The sequence below is a fragment of the Acinetobacter sp. SM1B genome (assembly GCF_003289665.1).
In the GTDB taxonomy this organism is placed as follows: domain Bacteria; phylum Pseudomonadota; class Gammaproteobacteria; order Pseudomonadales; family Moraxellaceae; genus Acinetobacter; species Acinetobacter schindleri.
In genome coordinates this window covers 1,794,684-1,811,401 of the sequence record NZ_QMBM01000001.1, presented here as the reverse complement: position 1 = coordinate 1,811,401, position 16,718 = coordinate 1,794,684, and the positions used below count along the sequence as shown (strand labels likewise).

At 41.1% G+C, this 16,718-nt stretch carries 14 protein-coding genes, 2 tRNA genes and 1 pseudogene; 9 read left to right on the top strand and 8 right to left on the bottom strand.

Annotated elements, in window-relative coordinates; translation table 11 throughout:
• The first annotated feature begins 26 nt into the window (after positions 1-26).
• Together C8322_RS08755 and C8322_RS08750 are read left to right on the top strand one after the other, a co-directional pair.
• Positions 27-545 carry a PadR family transcriptional regulator gene (locus tag C8322_RS08755; protein WP_111810518.1) on the top strand — a complete coding sequence of 173 codons (519 nt, stop codon included), beginning with the start codon at positions 27-29 and terminating at the stop codon, positions 543-545.
• A gap of 32 nt (positions 546-577) precedes the next feature.
• Positions 578-835 (top strand): DUF2798 domain-containing protein, encoded by a 258-nt coding sequence (locus C8322_RS08750; RefSeq protein ID WP_008301926.1) that lies wholly within the window; start codon positions 578-580, stop codon positions 833-835.
• A gap of 47 nt (positions 836-882) precedes the next feature.
• On the opposite strand, the gene C8322_RS08745 is transcribed toward C8322_RS08750, so the two are convergent.
• Entirely contained in the window at positions 883-3,279 is a 2,397-nt protein-coding gene (locus tag C8322_RS08745) for a glycerophosphodiester phosphodiesterase family protein (protein ID WP_111810517.1), read from the bottom strand.
• 259 nt (positions 3,280-3,538) lie between these two features.
• Here C8322_RS08745 and C8322_RS08740 point away from each other — a divergent pair, with 259 nt between their 5' ends.
• Positions 3,539-4,531: an NAD(P)H-quinone oxidoreductase gene (locus C8322_RS08740; protein WP_111810516.1), complete on the top strand. Its 993-nt coding sequence runs from the start codon at positions 3,539-3,541 to the stop codon at positions 4,529-4,531.
• A 357-nt stretch (positions 4,532-4,888) separates the two neighbouring features.
• Positions 4,889-5,068 carry a hypothetical protein gene (locus tag C8322_RS08735; protein ID WP_004810797.1) on the top strand — a complete coding sequence of 60 codons (180 nt, stop codon included), beginning with the start codon at positions 4,889-4,891 and terminating at the stop codon, positions 5,066-5,068.
• 142 nt (positions 5,069-5,210) lie between these two features.
• Here the strand turns inward: C8322_RS08735 and C8322_RS08730 are convergent.
• Positions 5,211-5,296 (bottom strand) — tRNA-Leu (locus C8322_RS08730).
• Between the two features lie 10 nt (positions 5,297-5,306).
• A tRNA-Cys gene (locus tag C8322_RS08725) sits at positions 5,307-5,380 on the bottom strand.
• A 153-nt stretch (positions 5,381-5,533) separates the two neighbouring features.
• Between C8322_RS08725 and folD the strand changes: the two genes are divergently transcribed.
• Together folD and C8322_RS08715 are read left to right on the top strand one after the other, a co-directional pair.
• Entirely contained in the window at positions 5,534-6,382 is an 849-nt protein-coding gene (gene folD, locus C8322_RS08720; RefSeq protein ID WP_111810515.1) for a bifunctional methylenetetrahydrofolate dehydrogenase/methenyltetrahydrofolate cyclohydrolase FolD, read from the top strand.
• Positions 6,383-6,493: 111 nt separating this feature from the next.
• Positions 6,494-7,162, top strand: coding sequence for a class I SAM-dependent methyltransferase (locus C8322_RS08715; protein ID WP_004810792.1), 669 nt, complete (start codon positions 6,494-6,496; stop codon positions 7,160-7,162).
• Between the two features lie 49 nt (positions 7,163-7,211).
• Here the strand turns inward: C8322_RS08715 and C8322_RS08710 are convergent, their stop codons facing one another.
• The 3 genes and pseudogenes from C8322_RS08710 to C8322_RS08700 form a co-directional block, all read right to left on the bottom strand.
• Entirely contained in the window at positions 7,212-7,634 is a 423-nt protein-coding gene (locus C8322_RS08710; RefSeq protein ID WP_034424215.1) for a hypothetical protein, read from the bottom strand.
• A 197-nt stretch (positions 7,635-7,831) separates the two neighbouring features.
• A pseudogene (locus C8322_RS14580) lies at positions 7,832-8,013 on the bottom strand (alpha-ketoglutarate permease); the annotation flags it as partial.
• Between the two features lie 326 nt (positions 8,014-8,339).
• Positions 8,340-10,169 carry a phosphoenolpyruvate carboxykinase (GTP) gene (locus C8322_RS08700; protein WP_048882308.1) on the bottom strand — a complete coding sequence of 610 codons (1,830 nt, stop codon included), beginning with the start codon at positions 10,167-10,169 and terminating at the stop codon, positions 8,340-8,342.
• A 1,221-nt stretch (positions 10,170-11,390) separates the two neighbouring features.
• On the opposite strand from C8322_RS08700, the gene C8322_RS08695 reads away from it, so the two are divergent.
• Positions 11,391-11,681, top strand: a complete 291-nt coding sequence (locus C8322_RS08695) for a co-chaperone GroES (protein ID WP_004810787.1) — start codon at positions 11,391-11,393, stop codon at positions 11,679-11,681.
• Positions 11,682-11,752: 71 nt separating this feature from the next.
• The gene (gene groL, locus C8322_RS08690) at positions 11,753-13,387 is read left to right on the top strand and encodes a chaperonin GroEL (RefSeq protein ID WP_004810785.1); all 1,635 of its coding nucleotides are present in this window, start codon (positions 11,753-11,755) and stop codon (positions 13,385-13,387) included.
• Positions 13,388-13,462: 75 nt separating this feature from the next.
• Here groL and C8322_RS08685 read toward each other — a convergent pair whose 3' ends face one another.
• Complete coding sequence (locus tag C8322_RS08685) at positions 13,463-13,945, bottom strand: copper resistance protein NlpE (protein ID WP_004810783.1); 483 nt, start codon at positions 13,943-13,945, stop codon at positions 13,463-13,465.
• 213 nt (positions 13,946-14,158) lie between these two features.
• Here C8322_RS08685 and C8322_RS08680 point away from each other — a divergent pair, with 213 nt between their 5' ends.
• Positions 14,159-15,313: a helix-turn-helix transcriptional regulator gene (locus tag C8322_RS08680; protein ID WP_111810514.1), complete on the top strand. Its 1,155-nt coding sequence runs from the start codon at positions 14,159-14,161 to the stop codon at positions 15,311-15,313.
• 46 nt (positions 15,314-15,359) lie between these two features.
• Here C8322_RS08680 and C8322_RS08675 read toward each other — a convergent pair whose 3' ends face one another.
• Positions 15,360-16,709: a hypothetical protein gene (locus tag C8322_RS08675; protein ID WP_048882310.1), complete on the bottom strand. Its 1,350-nt coding sequence runs from the start codon at positions 16,707-16,709 to the stop codon at positions 15,360-15,362.
• Positions 16,710-16,718: the final 9 nt, after the last annotated feature.

Sequence of the window (16,718 nt, the reverse complement as noted above, 5' to 3'; positions counted from 1 at the left end):
AATTAATTTTAAGATATATCTTTGCTATGTCTAGAATTTCTAATTCTGTCCTAACAGAAGAACAAGAGAACTCTCCAAAACCTCGCAAACGCCTGTTTGAAGCAGGTGAAATGAAATTGCTGGTGCTGCATTTTATTGCTCAAGCGCCCAAATTTAGCTACGACATTATCAAAGAAGTGGCTGCTTTAGTGGGCGGAAACTACAAGCCGAGCACCGGCACAATCTGCCCAACCATTAATTATCTGGAAGAACAGCAATATACGCAAATGACTATGAGTGCTGATGAGCGCAAGCAGTATCACATTACTGAAAAAGGTCAGGCACATCTCAAAGAACGTCAGCAAACCTTACAAAAGGTACTAGACCGTTTTAATACGCGTAAACAAATTCAATCGAATGAACAATATGTTGATATTAAACATGCGATGGAAAATTTAAAAACCTCACTGCGTTTAAAGATTCAACATAGCAAACTTAATGAAATCCAAATACGTGAAATTGCAGAACAGATTGATCAAGCAGCCATAAACATCACACGTCTGTAATCCGATTCACGATTTAAAAATCAGGTAAAATGATGAAAAAAATAGTTCCCAAATTTCATGCCAAACATTTGAATTGGCTCATGCCCTTGATCCTTTCCGGCATTATGAGTGGTGCAATTTCCTGCTTTAACATGCTGCTGAATAAAGGCTGGAGTGATCAGTTTATTTCATTATGGCTGCATGCCTGGAGCATGTCATGGCTGATGGCATTTCCATTAATTTTGGTGGTGCTGCCCTTAGTACGTCGTACCCTAATGAAATTCGTGGATGTGCCTAAAGGAAATCTTTAAATGAAAACACCCAATTCGTGAATTGGGTGTTTTGCTTATAAAACTTATTATTGGATAGTGACAGTTACAGGTTCTGCATACAGGGTGTATGTATAGTTTGGAGCGATTGTATAGTCATAACGCGGCATCACATAAGCTGTGCCTTTCTCTACAAATGTTACACTCTGACCATTTTGCGTATATTTAGCCGAGCCAGGCAGAACCAGCATATTTTTAAAGATATAAGAGGATTTACTGCCAACTTGTGTCTGAATCTCACCTGGAATTTCCAGAGCTTGAGCTGCTGTAGCATTGAGCTGTTTTGGCGTATTCAGTTTTACCACAAAATTGGATGCATCATGTGCATAATCTGTGGTAAGACCATGTGTTCCTTGGACATACATGCGATTAAAATCATCCTTGTTTAAACGGAACGTCCACGGCCAGAAAGTGACTCCGCGCTGGGAGGCAGTACGCATTAAATTCGCACTCAAGCCGCTAAAAGACGGATTGAAAGTGGATGAATACTGTTGAGTTGCATCCAGAATTCGCCGTGTATTGACCAAATCGCTTTGTGCGGCTGGAGTACTGGTAAGGAAACCGGTTGATACACCTGGAAGCACATTCTTCATTTGTAAAATCTGGTCGCCACTAAAACTGATCACAATAGCTTGATCATAGGCATCATGTTTATCTAGCAGTGCTTTGATCTTCGGTACGATCTCGGGCTTGTAGCTTTTAATTTCAATAAAGTTGATGACATGTGGGTACTTTTTCACCTCAGCCAGCACTTCATCCATGGTAGGAATCTGACGGTTATAGTTCAGTGTTCTGAGCTCACGTACTTCTGTCAGTGTCATATCCTCAATGTTGCGGTTGACACCAGTCGTGCGTAACACAGAGGTATCATGCATAAGAATGACATGATCATCTTTAGTCAGATACACGTCATATTCTACTGCATCAGCACCTACAGTGATCGCTTTGAGAGTGCCCTCCAGTGTGTTTTCATCGTCTTGCGCCGGGATACCGCGATGTCCGGTAATCAGCGGCTTACGCAACAGGGTGTTGGGTGCCATGCGCTGCATAATTTCTTTATATAGGTCAGGATGGTTGCTATAAATTCCATTAACACCTGTAGCTAGAATTTTTGCTGCGTCCAAGACCTGTGCACTGTTAATCTTGGCCCAAGGCGTAATCAATAAACGTTGTAGATGACTAACTGCTTCACGTGTTAGTAATTGTGGTGGCAAGATGACGATTTTGGATAGCGATACATTGGTATTGTGGGCGATGGTCACGATATCTTTGCTGTTATAACCCAGCCCGGTCTGCTTGGAATAATCCAGAGCTGTTCGGAGCATCGGTAAATCAATACGGGCCTGACGCAGTAAATCTACATTATCGGAAATGAGGGTGATATCAGCCAGATCATAATCTTCTGTCAATCCTTTCAGTGCCTGAACGGTTGCCCAATTTTGGATAGTGAGTAAAGGTAAAGTTCGACGCTGGGTATCTTTAAGATAATCAGTCAGGTGGCTCACTTTCTGATTGTTGCTTAGTAAATTAAGATCCGCATCAAGTTGATAAGCAACATGGGTAGCCGCGGTCGAGACCGGGCCATTAAGCGGTGCAGCCTGAGCTAAAGTTGGTGCCATTGAAACCGGGAGCTGCTGGTCAATAATGTCAGTGACTTTATTGGATTCCGGCAAGGCATCGAGTTGTTCAGTGACTTTCAGGTGGCTTACTTTCATCAATAAGCCGGCACTAGATAAACCAATGCTGCCTTGAGCCAGGTTATAAGGCAAGGTGCTATCCAATACCAGTTGATCATCCAGATAATGCCGTACACGATTTCCATACACTACAACGCTGGCCTTATGAGTTTTCTGAAGGCCAATATCTTCGCTATGAGCAGACTTCTGTAGCACATTCCAACTATTGGTCGGCATGCGTAAAGATAGTTCCAGACCGCTAGCACTCGTAGTAGCAACCCGCATGGCAAACTGATAATAGGGGGTAAAAGACGGATCAGCGAACTGATCTGCGCCTCGGTAGATGATACTGCCCCAGCGGGCTTCATTGAGTGCTTCTTCAAATGAAAATTCCATATCGATACGGTAATTGCGTAATTGCTGGAATTTCTCTGGCAGATGCAGGGTTGTCATTTGTGTGCTATGAGCACGACCATCGATATACAAGTCGCCATTTTCAAGATATACCTGGCCCGCGTTATTTTTAGGTTGTATCCAGTCGCCAGGAAGAGCCGCCCATTTATCAAAATTCTCATCCAGTAGAACCTCTGGAATGGGAACTTCTTCATCAGGAATATTGGGCTCAGGAGCCGGCTGATCTGGCTGGGTTACCGGTGGCTGTAAGGAGCCTGAATTCTTGTCGTCATCATCAGAACATGCGGCGAGGCCCAAGGACAGCAAAATAGAGAGGTAGAGATGAGCAGGTTTCATGCTTTTAATATTCTCAAGTCATTTATATTTGAATTTGAGAAATTAAAAGCAGAACATGACATTTATATGGATTTGTCATAAATGAAAATAATTCTTACAGATTAAAATTTCTTTTTTTAAAGAATAAGGTGAGATCTCAATGCCATGCATTTTTCTTAATGATGGCCAAGTCTTCGACATAAGTCCGACTTGGCTTTAAAGCTGGAATTATCTATGTTCAAATAGGGTTAGGAAACAGTTAATACATGCGGAATGATCTATGTCACAAAAAACTATGCAACACGTCATCATTACAGAACCGGGTGGAGTGGATAAACTCGCTTATGAAACGGTTGTCATTCCTGAACCGAAGGCCGATGAGGTGCTGGTCAAGGTTCATGCCTTTGGAATTAACCGTCCGGATATTTTGCAGCGTCAGGGCTTGTACCCGATGCCAAAAGGGGTGACGCCTGTTCCAGGTCTAGAAGTAGCCGGTGAAGTGGTTGCAGTTGGAAGTGACGTAAATCAGTTTAAAGTCGGTGACAAGGTGTGTGGCCTGACCAATGGTGGGGGCTATGCAGAATATTGCGTCGTACCTGAAAGCCAAACTTTGAATATTCCTGAAAACGTAAGCTTTGTTCAGGCCGCTGCTATTCCTGAAACCTTCTTTACGGTGTGGGCAAATGTATTCCAGATGGGTAAAGCCAAGGCAGGAGAAACGGTGCTGGTGCATGGTGGAACCAGTGGGATTGGGACTACGGCACTCATGCTATGTAAATCACTGGGTATTAAAACCTTTGCCACAGCAGGTAGTGACGAAAAAATCCAGGCGATTTCACATCTGACCACAGGAATTAATTACAAAACTCAGGACTTTGAGCAGGTAATTAATGAAGCGACAGACAATGCTGGTGTAGATGTGATTCTGGATATGGTTGGTGCGCCCTATCTCGAGAGAAACCTGAATCTGTTACGCCGTGATGGTCGTCTGGTGTATATCGCATTCTTGGGGGGAGCTAAGGCTAAGGAAGTGAAGCTGGGTCAGATTATGATGAAGCGCCTGACGATTACCGGTTCAACCATGCGTGCGCGTAACACAGCGGAAAAAGCTGAAATTGCACAAGGTCTGAAAGTGCATGTAGCACCTTTATGGGCAAAAGGTGAATGTTTGCCAATGATTTATAAGACTTTCAAATTTAATCAGATTCAGGATGCACATGCAGCTATGGATACAGGCGAACATATCGGAAAAATTGTGGTAGAAGTGATCTAGTTCACATATTATTAAAATACTTAAAGGAGGGGGCTAATGGCTTCCCTCCCTTTTTTTGTGCAAAAAATGACAAGGTATGTCAGTTTTTAGCAATACAATAACAGCTGAAATTTATAGCATTTAAACTTGAAAGAAAACATACTTATTTATGTGAAAATTTTCCCAAAGTCTTTTTTTATAAAAATATATAAATAACAAATATTTAGAATTTTTATTTGAGAGCTGTTTTATTAATTCCGACGAACGGTAGTTATGTTTTTGAACTTTAAGTAAAAAATGGTCAGGTTTTTGCAATCCTTATAGAGACTGTTTATCCAATAGTCACCTTGTTCTCCTTTATCCAAGAGAGTAATAGCGATGATGATTGCAAAAGGACCATTTAAACGGATCCATCAAACTCGAGCACTAACACAAGTGATTCAAGCCAGATTATTTAACCGGGTTACGACACAGCAGGCTAAAATTTTCTATTTGGCATTATTAAATCTTGAAAGTTATATGACCAAATTGTCTAAGCCTAAACGCAAACGTCGTTAAGCCGATTCAAGCTATCTTAGCCTCGCAGAAGGCAAATCTATTTTATTGATTTCGGCTGTAAATAGATTTCACTAAATTTCAGGCATAAAAAAACCAGCTTTCGCTGGATTCTTTATTTGCACCATCTTCAGTAGTAGAAGAATGGTGCCCGAGGCCAGACTCGAACTGGCACGCTTTGTGGGCGGGGGATTTTAAATCCCCTGTGTCTACCGATTTCACCACTCGGGCTTTAACAAGATGGAGGCGGAGGTCGGAATCGAACCGGCGTCCACGGAGTTGCAGTCCGCTGCATGACCACTCTGCCACCCCGCCGCGTCTTGTTGATGCGTATATTATCAAGCTCTCAAAAAAAAACAATAGTGTATTCATTCATATGCGCATAAAAGCAGCATATGGCGGAAAATATTGAGAATTATCATGTAGAATGTGCAAAATTGATTCATATCAACACTTGGGAGAAGTGCCGTGGCATTAGTTCTAGACGGTCGTGCATTGGCGAAGCAAATTGAAGCTGACTTGTTAACTCGCGTGGAAGCGCTGAAAGCAAAATCAGGTCGTACTCCAATTCTTGCGACTATTTTGGTAGGTGACGATGGTGCATCTGCAACTTATGTTCGTATGAAAGGCAATGCTTGCCGTCGTGTCGGTATGGATTCATTGAAAGTTGAGCTTCCAAAAGAAACCACAACTGAACAACTTCTTGCAGAAATTGAAAAACTCAATGCAAACCCTGATGTTCACGGTATTTTGTTGCAACACCCAGTGCCTGCGCAAATTGATGAGCGTGCTTGTTTCGACGCAATCTCTCTTGAAAAAGATGTGGACGGTGTAACTTGTCTTGGCTATGGCCGTATGGCGATGGGTGAAGCGGCATATGGTTCTGCAACACCTGCTGGCATCATGACTATCCTGAAAGAAAACAACATTGAAATTGCAGGTAAACACGCTGTTGTTGTCGGCCGTTCTGCAATTCTGGGCAAACCAATGGCAGCGATGCTGCTTGAAGCGAATGCCACTGTGACGATTTGCCATTCACGTACTCAAAACCTGCCGGAATTTGTGAAACAAGCGGACATCATTGTGGGTGCAGTAGGTAAAGCTGAATTAATCCAAAAAGACTGGATTAAATCAGGTGCGGTGGTTGTAGATGCTGGCTTCCATCCACGTGATGGCGGTGGTGTAGGTGATATTCAATTGGTGGGGATCGAAGAAATTGCTTCTGCATACACGCCTGTTCCTGGTGGTGTAGGTCCAATGACGATTACCACGTTGATTCGTCAAACTGTAGAAGCTGCTGAGAAAGCATTGGGTTAATTGCTTTGTTCCTTCTCCCTCTGGGAGAAGGCTAGGATGAGGGGTATTAAACCTCTACCTGACCCTCTCCTAAAAGGAGAGGGGATTTTTAAATTAGAATGAATAAAAACCATGAGCTGTACTTTCCAATTTCCTAAAGCCCCTGAGCATCTTCTACAAGCCTTGCATGATGTGATTCCACATTGTGAACTGCATGCACAGCAATTGCCGGATACACCTATTTCACTGTGGCTAATTCCGCCAGTATTTCCAACTGATAAGCTGGATGATGAAGTCATCCGTCGTATCTGGAATGATACGCCGTATTGGATCTTTTGCTGGGCATCTGGTCTTGCGATGGCGCAGTGGCTGCTGGCAGAACCACATCATGTGAAAGATAAAGTAGTGCTGGATTTTGGTGCAGGTTCAGGTGTCGTTGCAATTGCAGCAAAAATGGCAGGTGCAAAACGCGTCATTTGCTGTGACATTGATCAAGTGAGTTTAGAGGCGTGTCGTGCCAATGCTGAGTTGAATAGTGTTGAGCTTGAATACTTGGATGATCTGTATAAAGCAGAACAGGTGGATATCCTGTTAGCCGCCGACGTACTTTATGACCAATGCAACCGTTTCTTCCTGGATGAGTTTTTAAAATTTGCGCCTGAGGTGTGGGTTGCAGATAGTCGGGTAAAAAACTTTAGCCATCCCAAATATGAAAAACTGGATGAGCGTAGTGCTACCACCTGGCCGGATTTGGATGAATCTCCAGAATTCAGAAACGTCAGTTTCTATAAGACACTTTGAAGCGAAAAATAAAAAAAGGGCATTAAGCCCTTTTTTCATATCTTAGAGATTATGAGCAGGTGAATTGAATCACGCGTAATGTGCTTGGGCGGGCATTCAGGGCATCACGTGCGCCTGGATTTTCAGTATTGTACAGGTCAGGCGTGTTGCTTAAGCTGATTTGAGTGCGACTATTGCCGAGCTGGCGACCATACTGTTCATCTGGTAATGCAGTATTACTAATTTCGTTGCTGCTGAGTACGCTTACATTCCAGTTTTTAGAAGTACCAAGTGCCTGTCTGCAAGCAGCCTGCAATTTTCCTTCATCCTGACTGGTACGACCAGAAAGTGTATAGCGCAATGTTGCAGTATTTGCACCTTGCTCAATGACTTCGTAACCAGATTGACCGTTATAAGGTTGAGGTGTGCTTTGGCAGGCAGTAAGCACCAAAGTGCCGAAACCCAAACCTAGTAGAAAAACTGTTTTTTTCATCATGATGATTTCCCATTTTTTATACAGCAAGTATGCCATAGCATTGAAAAGACAAAATGGCAGTAAACTTAAAAATCCAATAAAAAAGCTTTCTGAATGTTTCCATTCAGAAAGCTTAAACAGCTCAAGCATTAATTAGTCGTCAGTAATCATGCTGTATTTTTTAGTGTCCTTCATGAAGATATAAGTCAGCAATATGCATAAATTCCCATAATCCATCCGCCAATCGGTGCATTAAAAAAAACCTAGGGCAAAACAGCAGCAACTTTGCGGTGTCATCGCCTTTAGGGAAAAATTTCGAAGCAAAATATAAAGTAAAGGCTGCATAAACATATCAGTCGTACTATTCGACCAGGTTTCCTGCGGAACCACCGAGAATAGAGTTGACACATGTTTTATCGAAGTAAAGTTAAATAATTACAGTGTCTTGTGCTTATGTAGTTTTTAATTTTTTATAGAACTTGAGTCTTAATAAAACAAAAAAGATAGTTTTTATAATTCAAATCATTAAATTATTTATTTTTATATTAATTTTTTGATTTTTAGAATAAATTTTATTGATTAAATGTTGTTCTTGAATAATTTAAGAGGTATTAGAGAGATCTAATAAGTACAGAAATTGGAAAAATGAAAGTACTTAAATTTAATGAATAACTATTAATAAAAAAGGCCGCTTATGCGACCTTTTTTAAATTAAACCAGTAATTATGCAGATTTAACAGCTTCCAGTAATTCAGCTTGACGTTTTTTCAACGCTTCTGGCATACGGTCACCTAGTTTTTCGAACAATTCAGTATGGCTTTCAAGTTCTTTGATCCATTGATCTTTATCTTGAGAAGTTACAAGGTTAAACTGCTCTTTAGAGAAGTCAGTGCCAGTCCAGTTCAACTGTTCATAAGTTGGAACACGGCCAATTGGAGTGTCAACAGCAGTTGCACGGCCTTCACAACGATCGATGATCCACTCAAGAACACGCATGTTTTGACCGAAACCAGGCCATACGAAGTTGCCTTCAGCATCACGACGGAACCAGTTCACGTTGTAGATACCTGGAAGCTTGTTACCAGCAGCAGCAGCTTTCTCGCCAACTTTCTCACCCATTTCTAACCAGTGAGTGAAGTAGTCAGCCATGTTGTAGCCAGCAAATGGAAGCATTGCGAATGGATCACGACGGACAACACCTTGTTGACCAACAGCAGCAGCAGTAGTTTCAGAGCCCATAGTTGCAGCTTTATAAACACCGTCTACCCAGTCAAATGCTTCTGAGATTAGAGGCACTGTGTCCGCACGGCGACCACCGAAAATGAACGCAGAAATTGGAACACCTGCTGGATTTTCCCAGTCAGCATCGATAGAAGGGCATTGACCCGCAGCAACGGTGAAGCGAGCATTCGGGTGAGCTGCTTTTTCTTCGCCAGTGTGTGGTTGACCTTTCCAGTTAGTCAGGTTTGCAGGCGCTTCTTTAGTTAGACCTTCCCACCATACTTCGCCGTTGTCAGTCACAGCAACGTTTGTATAGATTACGTCTTTATGAAGTGTTGCCATACAGTTCGGGTTAGTTTTGGTATTTGTACCAGGCGCTACACCGAAGAAACCAGCTTCAGGGTTAATTGCATATAGACGACCGTCTTCACCTGGTTTGATCCAGGCAATATCGTCACCTACAGTTTCAATCTTCCAGCCTTCGTAGCCCGCTGGTGGAATCAGCATCGCGAAGTTTGTTTTACCACACGCAGAAGGGAATGCCGCTGCGATGTAATGTTTTTCGCCTTGTGGATTCGTCACGCCAAGGATCAGCATGTGTTCAGCTAACCAACCTTGTTGACGACCCATGTAAGATGCAATACGTAAAGCTAGACATTTTTTACCTAGCAATGCGTTACCGCCGTAACCGGAACCGTAAGACCAGATTTCACGCGTTTCTGGATAATGTACGATCCATTTGTCTGGGTTACATGGCCAAGCAACGTCTTTTTGACCTTCTTCCAATGGTGCACCAACAGTGTGTACACATGGAACGAATTCGCCGTCAGTACCTAAAACGTCATAAACCGCTTTACCCATACGCGCCATTTTAGACATGCTAACAGCAACATAAGGAGAATCAGTCAGTTCGATACCGATGTGTGCAATATGAGAACCTAAAGGACCCATAGAGAAAGGAACAACATACAAAGTACGACCTTTCATTGAACCGTCAAACAAACCATTTAGACGTGCACGCATTTCAGCTGGAGCTTCCCAATTATTTGTCGCGCCAGCGTCTTCTTTGTTTTCTGAACAGATATAAGTACGACCTTCAACACGAGCAACGTCAGAAGGATCAGAATTTGCAAGGTAAGAACCTGGATGAGTTTCCTGGTTAAGCGCTTGCATTGTGCCGTTAGCGATCATCAAGTCGATATAACGTTGATACTCTTCTGCGCTACCGTCACACCATTCAATTTTTGCTGGTTTTGTTAATTTAGCAATCTCTTCCACCCAAGCAATAAGCTTAGGGTGACGAACGAATTCTGGTGCGTTCACTTGGGTCATGGTGAGGCCTATCTCAAAAGTGTACAAAACTATGTACAAAGTATAGTCTGGGTGATGAAAACATCGCCCAGATGAAATATGAAAAAAAAGTGGCTGTATTAAAGCATAAAATGACAAAAAAAATAAGACCAAAGCAGGGTTAGAGTTAAATTGTCACATAATGCAATATTTTAAATAAGTATTTAAAAAACAGTAGTATATAAAATAACATTGCAGAGTAATCTTGTATTTATTTTAATTATGGTTAATATTTTTAATAAATATAATTATAAAAAACATTTACTTATTATTTTTCTAGTAACGACTCTTATCATTGATTAAATAAATGAGGGTAATTTGAATTTTGCATAGTACTTAATGACATCTGTTTAGCATTTAGACAGTTTGCCAGAAAAATAATCAATGCTGATGATTTTCCGAACTATTATAAACCATATATATCTAATTTCTATCACATAAAAGGCTGTAGTTATAGAATGTTGGGGTCATTCCTATTTAAGATCATAATTGAACTCTGCTATATAGCTTCTTTTGGTTTTAAATTTTTGATTTTAAAAATAAAATTTATAGTTTCTGCTTTCTTAAAGCGCCTAAGAAAAACCACTTTAAGATTAGTTTTTAATTGGTTAGTAACTTACGATTAGTAGGTATTATAAAGTCAACCTTGATCTTTTATGGCTTAGCTCTATGAAGCCAATAACAGTATTCTCCAGGTAAGTATCTTCAACGAATGTGGGCATAGAAATGATTATCCTGTACAAGGCTGAAGCACTTTATAAATAGTATTCATTATCTGGAAAAAACTATCTATATACCTGGTTCATGCCAAAAAGATTTTTGTATAGAAGATGAGTTCAAGGTGTTTGCATCGTTTATTTTAAATTATTTATCAGATAGGAAAGAGGAGTAGCGCTGTATCTACTGACTGTTCAAATATAAGCTCTATTTTGCTTCACCACGTTCTTAAAGAAGCTTATAGAAAGATGAAAAATTCTGAAAACTGAAGGCTATACTCTAATTTCAGACTGGTCTTGAAGAAAAAATCATCAAAAGTATATGCATATGATAAAAAAATAAAAAAAAATGAATTTTTTTTCAGTTTTACCCTTGAAGCGATTTATTCCATCTCCATAAAAGTGACATCTAAAAGTTTTGATGACGACCAGGGAATAACTAAGTCGTCATCAGTAATCAAAAAGACTTAGTCTGATGGAGTTAAAAATGAGCAACATTCGTCCATTACATGACCGCGTTGTTATTCGTCGTGTTGAAGAAGAAACTAAAACAGCTGGCGGTATTTTACTTCCAGGTTCTGCAGCAGAAAAACCAGCGCAAGGGGAAATTATTGCAGTTGGTAATGGTCAAATCACTGACAATGGCGTACGCGCGTTAGACGTTAAAGTTGGCGACAAAGTATTGTTCGGCACTTATGCAGGTACAACTGTAAAAGTAGACGGGGAAGAACTACTTATCATGAAAGAATCTGACATTTTAGCGGTTCTTGAAGGTTAATCTTCGCTAAAACAGTCTTACATATTCCATATCAGATTTTGTAAAGCTATTAAAAATACTCGGAGTCAAATATGTCAGCTAAAGACGTAAAATTTGGTGATTCAGCTCGTGCGAAAATGATCGCTGGTGTGAACATCCTTGCAGATGCTGTAAAAGTTACCCTTGGTCCTAAAGGCCGTAACGTTGTCATCGACCGTTCTTTCGGTGCACCACATATCACTAAAGATGGTGTAACTGTGGCGAAAGAAATTACTTTAAAAGACAAGTTCGAGAACATGGGTGCTCAACTTGTTCGCGAAGTATCTTCAAAAACCAATGACATTGCTGGTGACGGTACAACAACTGCGACTGTTCTTGCTCAAGCAATCTTAAATGAAGGTATCAAGTCAGTAACTGCGGGTATGAACCCAATGGATCTGAAACGTGGTATCGATATCGCAGTGAAAACTTTAGTTGCTGAAATCAAGGCGACTGCTCAGCCTGCTTCTGATTCTAAAGCAATTGAGCAAGTAGGTTCGATCTCTGCTAACTCTGACACTACTGTTGGTAAACTGATTGCGCAAGCAATGGAAAAAGTAGGTAAAGAGGGTGTGATCACTGTTGAAGAGGGTTCAGGCTTCGAAGATGCACTTGACGTTGTAGAGGGTATGCAGTTTGACCGTGGTTATATCTCTCCATACTTCGCAAACAAACAAGATACCCTAACTGCTGAACTTGAAAACCCATACATCCTATTGGTTGACAAGAAAATCAGTAACATCCGTGAATTGATCACTGTACTGGAAGCAGTTGCGAAAACTGGCAAACCACTTCTGATCATTGCTGAAGATGTTGAAGGCGAAGCGCTTGCAACTCTGGTTGTTAACAACATGCGCGGTATCATTAAAGTATGTGCTGTTAAAGCACCTGGCTTTGGTGACCGTCGTAAAGCAATGCTGCAAGACATCGCGATCCTGACTGGTGGTACTGTGATTTCTGAAGAAATCGGTATGCAGTTAGACCAAACGACTCTTGAACACCTGGGTACTGCGCACAAAGTAACAGTTTCTAAAGAAAACACAGTGATTGTGGATGGCGCTGGTAATGCAGCTCAGATCTCTGACCGTGTTCAACAGATCCGTGCACAAATCGAAGAATCTACTTCTGAATACGACAAAGAAAAACTTCAAGAACGCGTAGCTAAATTGGCTGGCGGTGTTGCTGTTATCAAAATCGGTGCTGCAACTGAAGTTGAAATGAAAGAGAAGAAAGACCGTGTAGACGATGCACTTCACGCAACTCGCGCAGCGGTTGAAGAAGGTGTTGTTGCGGGTGGTGGTGTTGCACTGGTACGTGCTGCAGCTGCACTTGACGGTGTGAAGGGTGCAAATGATGACCAGAACGTAGGTATCAGCATTCTTCGTCGTGCAATTGAAGCGCCACTTCGTCAAATCGTATCTAATGCTGGTGATGAGCCTTCAGTTGTGATCAATGCAGTGAAAAATGGCCAAGGTAACTTTGGTTACAACGCTGCAACTGGCGAATACGGCGATATGCTTGAAATGGGTATTCTAGATCCAGCAAAAGTAACACGTTCTGCGCTTGAGCATGCTGCTTCTGTTGCTGCATTAATGTTGACAACTGAATGTATGATCACTGATATCCCAGAAGACAAACCTGCTATGCCTGATATGGGCGGCATGGGTGGTATGGGCGGCATGATGTAATTCATCAACCGGTCATTGATCTAAAAAATCCCCGCATTTGCGGGGATTTTTTTCATTCAGGTTAGCTGAAAAATATTAATGTTTGATTAATCTGTAATTCAGATTACTGTTAATTTTCTCGCCAGTTTGAATATCTCGAGCTTCTAAGAAATTTTCACCGACAAAGAATTTACGATTTTCACCTTTTTCATCCAGCGTAATAATTGAAGTCATTTTAGGGTCAAAGCTAAAACTTCCTTTGGTTTTGGTTTCTGTGCTTTTGGTATCGGAAACATACTCTTCTTTCAACTCATAGGTTTTGTCAGGATGAAGTTCAAGCTCCACTTTAATGGCTTCACAATCCGCACATGGGAAAGTTCCTTCGTATTCGCCCGCCCAGTCAAGAGAAGTTTCTGCAGTATCGCCTGCAGGTAAGCTGCGTGATGTCGCTGGCGTATTCATCTGAGCAGAATTTTCTGAATCCATATTTTCATTGCTAGAGGGTTCTTGGGTTTTAGAACAGGCACTTAAACCTAGCGTGATTGTGGTCATTGCGACGATAAGGAGAGACTTTTTCATTTTTATGCCCGTTTTGCATTTGCTAATATTCAACATAAAAATTTAAAAATCATAAGGGTAGTATAACTTTGTAAATGATGTATTGATTAAGTGAAATTCACTCTGCTCGTGTGATGAGGTAAAGGAATTGCTAAAATAATAAAAAATAAAATCACTATCATCTCAAATAAATAGTGCTTTCACAGGTTTAAAAAAATAATAATGAGGGCAATGATGGATTTGAATAAAGAAAATAACATTATTGCGCATATCTATGATGCAGCACTGGATCCTCAGTTATGGACTCAGGTTATGCATGAGTTAGTGGAATACACACAAAGCAAGACAGCCATCTTTACTGCGATGGATCAGCTCAACCCAGCTTACAACTTTGTCCATACCTATAATATTCCTTATGAAGGTCTAGCAGCTTATCAGGATGAACGTATTCAAGTCATTGATATGAAGCTGCATTTGCCACTATGGAATGAGATTGCGGTGGGAGAGGCTTTACAAATCAATTGTCAGCATTATCCCTCCATGAAAGGTTCAGAAGAGCATATCTTTTATGAAAAATGTTTAAAGCCTACCGGTATTTTACATCTTGCAGGTGTATTGCTGGATCGTGGTGATTTTAGTTGGGCAGTACTGGGAATTCACCGGGCATCTGAAGCCATCCCTTATGGTAAAGAGCAACTGGATTTTCTTGAGCGTATCAGTATTCATTTAAGGCGAGCGCTACAGATTTATCGTCAGTTCAGTTTAGTTATTCAGGATAAATACAATGCTTATCAGGCCATGAACGCTCTAAAGGTCGGGGTTGTATTATTACTTGAGAATTTCGAGATACAGTTTGCCAATATTGAAGCAAAGAAGATGCTGAAGCAGAATCAGGAAATTGAAATAGATCAGTACAATCATCTGAAGCTTAATAGAGCCTATCATCTGCAATTAGAACAACTTATCAGAGGGTCTTTACAGCAGGGGAGTGGGGGAATAAGTAAAATCGGTGGAGTAATGACTGTAGAGGATGCAACAGGTCATTGCATCATGCTGACGATCGTACCTTGGTCGAAACAGTCAATGACACCTATTGAAGAATCGAGACGATATCAAGTTGCAATATTTTTGACGGATCGAAATCAATATCACATCTTGTCACAAAGTTATTTAAGGCAGCATTATCAGCTGACATGTCGGGAGATCGCATTATGTGAATACCTGATCAATGGTTATAAACCTGAAGAGATTGCTGAACAGATGCAACTCAGTATTCAAACCATTAGAACTTATATGAAAAAGATTTATGAAAAGCTAGAAGTGAATAGCCAGATTGAGCTGATACATAAGTTAATGAACTGTACGTTACAGTTTCAGCATATTGCATAAAAAGCCAGGTTAATTACCTGGCTTTTTAAAGTTATACCAAGAGATATTACGTTGTTGGCTGTGGCTGTGGCTGTGGCTGTGGCTCAGGAGCGGGTTCTGGATCACGCTGGAAATCAGCCCGAGTGAAAGTGATAGCAGGTTCACCTGTTGGGGTTAATGTCATGGTAGTTGCATTAACTGTATAGGTTCCAAGAACGAATGGAGAGTTTTGACCATCATATAGACCACAACTTTCATTTGTATCGAACAAGTTATCGGTGACTGTGAGGGTGTTGTTCGAAGTAGTATATTGACCATATTCAATACCCTCTGGGCCACAATCCTCTCCTCCTGTAGTATCAATCAGGAAGTAGTAGCCGTCGTTCAAGAATACCAGTACATGAGTATCATCCAGCTCCCACGTACCTACGAGGCCATTGGTTGAATTTTCTACTCGTGTAAGGGTAGAGGTATCATCTTCATCCAAACCAGTTTCAGTAAGAACTAAGTTTGTACCGTCAAAAGTTAGGGTATAACCTTCGTCACCTTCTGAATCTGAAAGCCCCCATGATCCATTGGTGTCACCATTTTCATCAATCACAGGTGTGATAACACCACCTTTCCAGTTCCACTGAAGATTCCCAAGTTCATAACCTGGTTCTCCATCATCATCTGCATTATCAGCTTCGCCCAGTTTGTAACTACCATCGGTATAAACCACTAGAATGACTTTGTCCGATTTATCTGCAGAGCCTAATTGCCATGTGCCAGCAATATCTTTATAGAAAGCTTCTTGAATATTAGCTGCAGCTTCATCAGGAGTAACTGGAGTTACGTCGCTAAGCTGTAATTGGTCTTGAATAAGGGTTGTTATACTGTTATCAGAATCCTCTAGTGCTGTCTCGAATGTAGTTGCAGAGGTGAAAGCTGTGTTAATTCGATTAATGACATCTTGAGTAATTTGAATACCATTATCATGAGCATTATAATCTGCGGGAGCACCTGTTGGCGGTGTAATATAATCTGCATCAATCGATTGCAGGAAGATTGTTAAAGCTTCTTCTAATTCTTCATCTTCATTTCCAGGGATGTCCGGATCATTCTCATAAAGATCTGTCGGAGTAATCCGTGCTTGAGCTGGAACTCCATCCTGTTCACCTAGCTGAAGGTTTCCGATAAAGAATCTAATTGTATCACCTGTATTATAATTAAATTTACCTTCCGCATTGGTAGAGCCTTTTACACCACTTGATGTTTCATAGCGGACGTTTTCAATTGGGCCATCAGTCAAGATACCTTGCTGTGTTCCAGGTGGGTTGCCACCATTTCCTGGTGAGTGATGGTCATCGTCATCATCATTACATGCGGTTAATGCAAGGGTGGAAAGCATTACTGCGAGTATAGTTTTTTTCATCATTGACCCCAT

Excerpts from the sequence above, each read along its gene's own strand:
- C8322_RS08755 (WP_111810518.1), top strand. The coding sequence starts at position 27 with ATGTCTAGAATTTCTAATTCTGTCCTAACAGAAGAACAAGAGAACTCT.
- C8322_RS08750 (WP_008301926.1), top strand. The coding sequence starts at position 578 with ATGAAAAAAATAGTTCCCAAATTTCATGCCAAACATTTGAATTGGCTC.
- C8322_RS08745 (WP_111810517.1), bottom strand. The coding sequence starts at position 3,279 with ATGAAACCTGCTCATCTCTACCTCTCTATTTTGCTGTCCTTGGGCCTC.
- C8322_RS08740 (WP_111810516.1), top strand. The coding sequence starts at position 3,539 with ATGTCACAAAAAACTATGCAACACGTCATCATTACAGAACCGGGTGGA.
- C8322_RS08735 (WP_004810797.1), top strand. The coding sequence starts at position 4,889 with ATGATGATTGCAAAAGGACCATTTAAACGGATCCATCAAACTCGAGCA.
- C8322_RS08715 (WP_004810792.1), top strand. The coding sequence starts at position 6,494 with ATGAGCTGTACTTTCCAATTTCCTAAAGCCCCTGAGCATCTTCTACAA.
- C8322_RS08710 (WP_034424215.1), bottom strand. The coding sequence starts at position 7,634 with ATGAAAAAAACAGTTTTTCTACTAGGTTTGGGTTTCGGCACTTTGGTG.
- C8322_RS08700 (WP_048882308.1), bottom strand. The coding sequence starts at position 10,169 with ATGACCCAAGTGAACGCACCAGAATTCGTTCGTCACCCTAAGCTTATT.
- C8322_RS08695 (WP_004810787.1), top strand. The coding sequence starts at position 11,391 with ATGAGCAACATTCGTCCATTACATGACCGCGTTGTTATTCGTCGTGTT.
- groL (WP_004810785.1), top strand. The coding sequence starts at position 11,753 with ATGTCAGCTAAAGACGTAAAATTTGGTGATTCAGCTCGTGCGAAAATG.
- C8322_RS08685 (WP_004810783.1), bottom strand. The coding sequence starts at position 13,945 with ATGAAAAAGTCTCTCCTTATCGTCGCAATGACCACAATCACGCTAGGT.
- C8322_RS08680 (WP_111810514.1), top strand. The coding sequence starts at position 14,159 with ATGGATTTGAATAAAGAAAATAACATTATTGCGCATATCTATGATGCA.
- C8322_RS08675 (WP_048882310.1), bottom strand. The coding sequence starts at position 16,709 with ATGATGAAAAAAACTATACTCGCAGTAATGCTTTCCACCCTTGCATTA.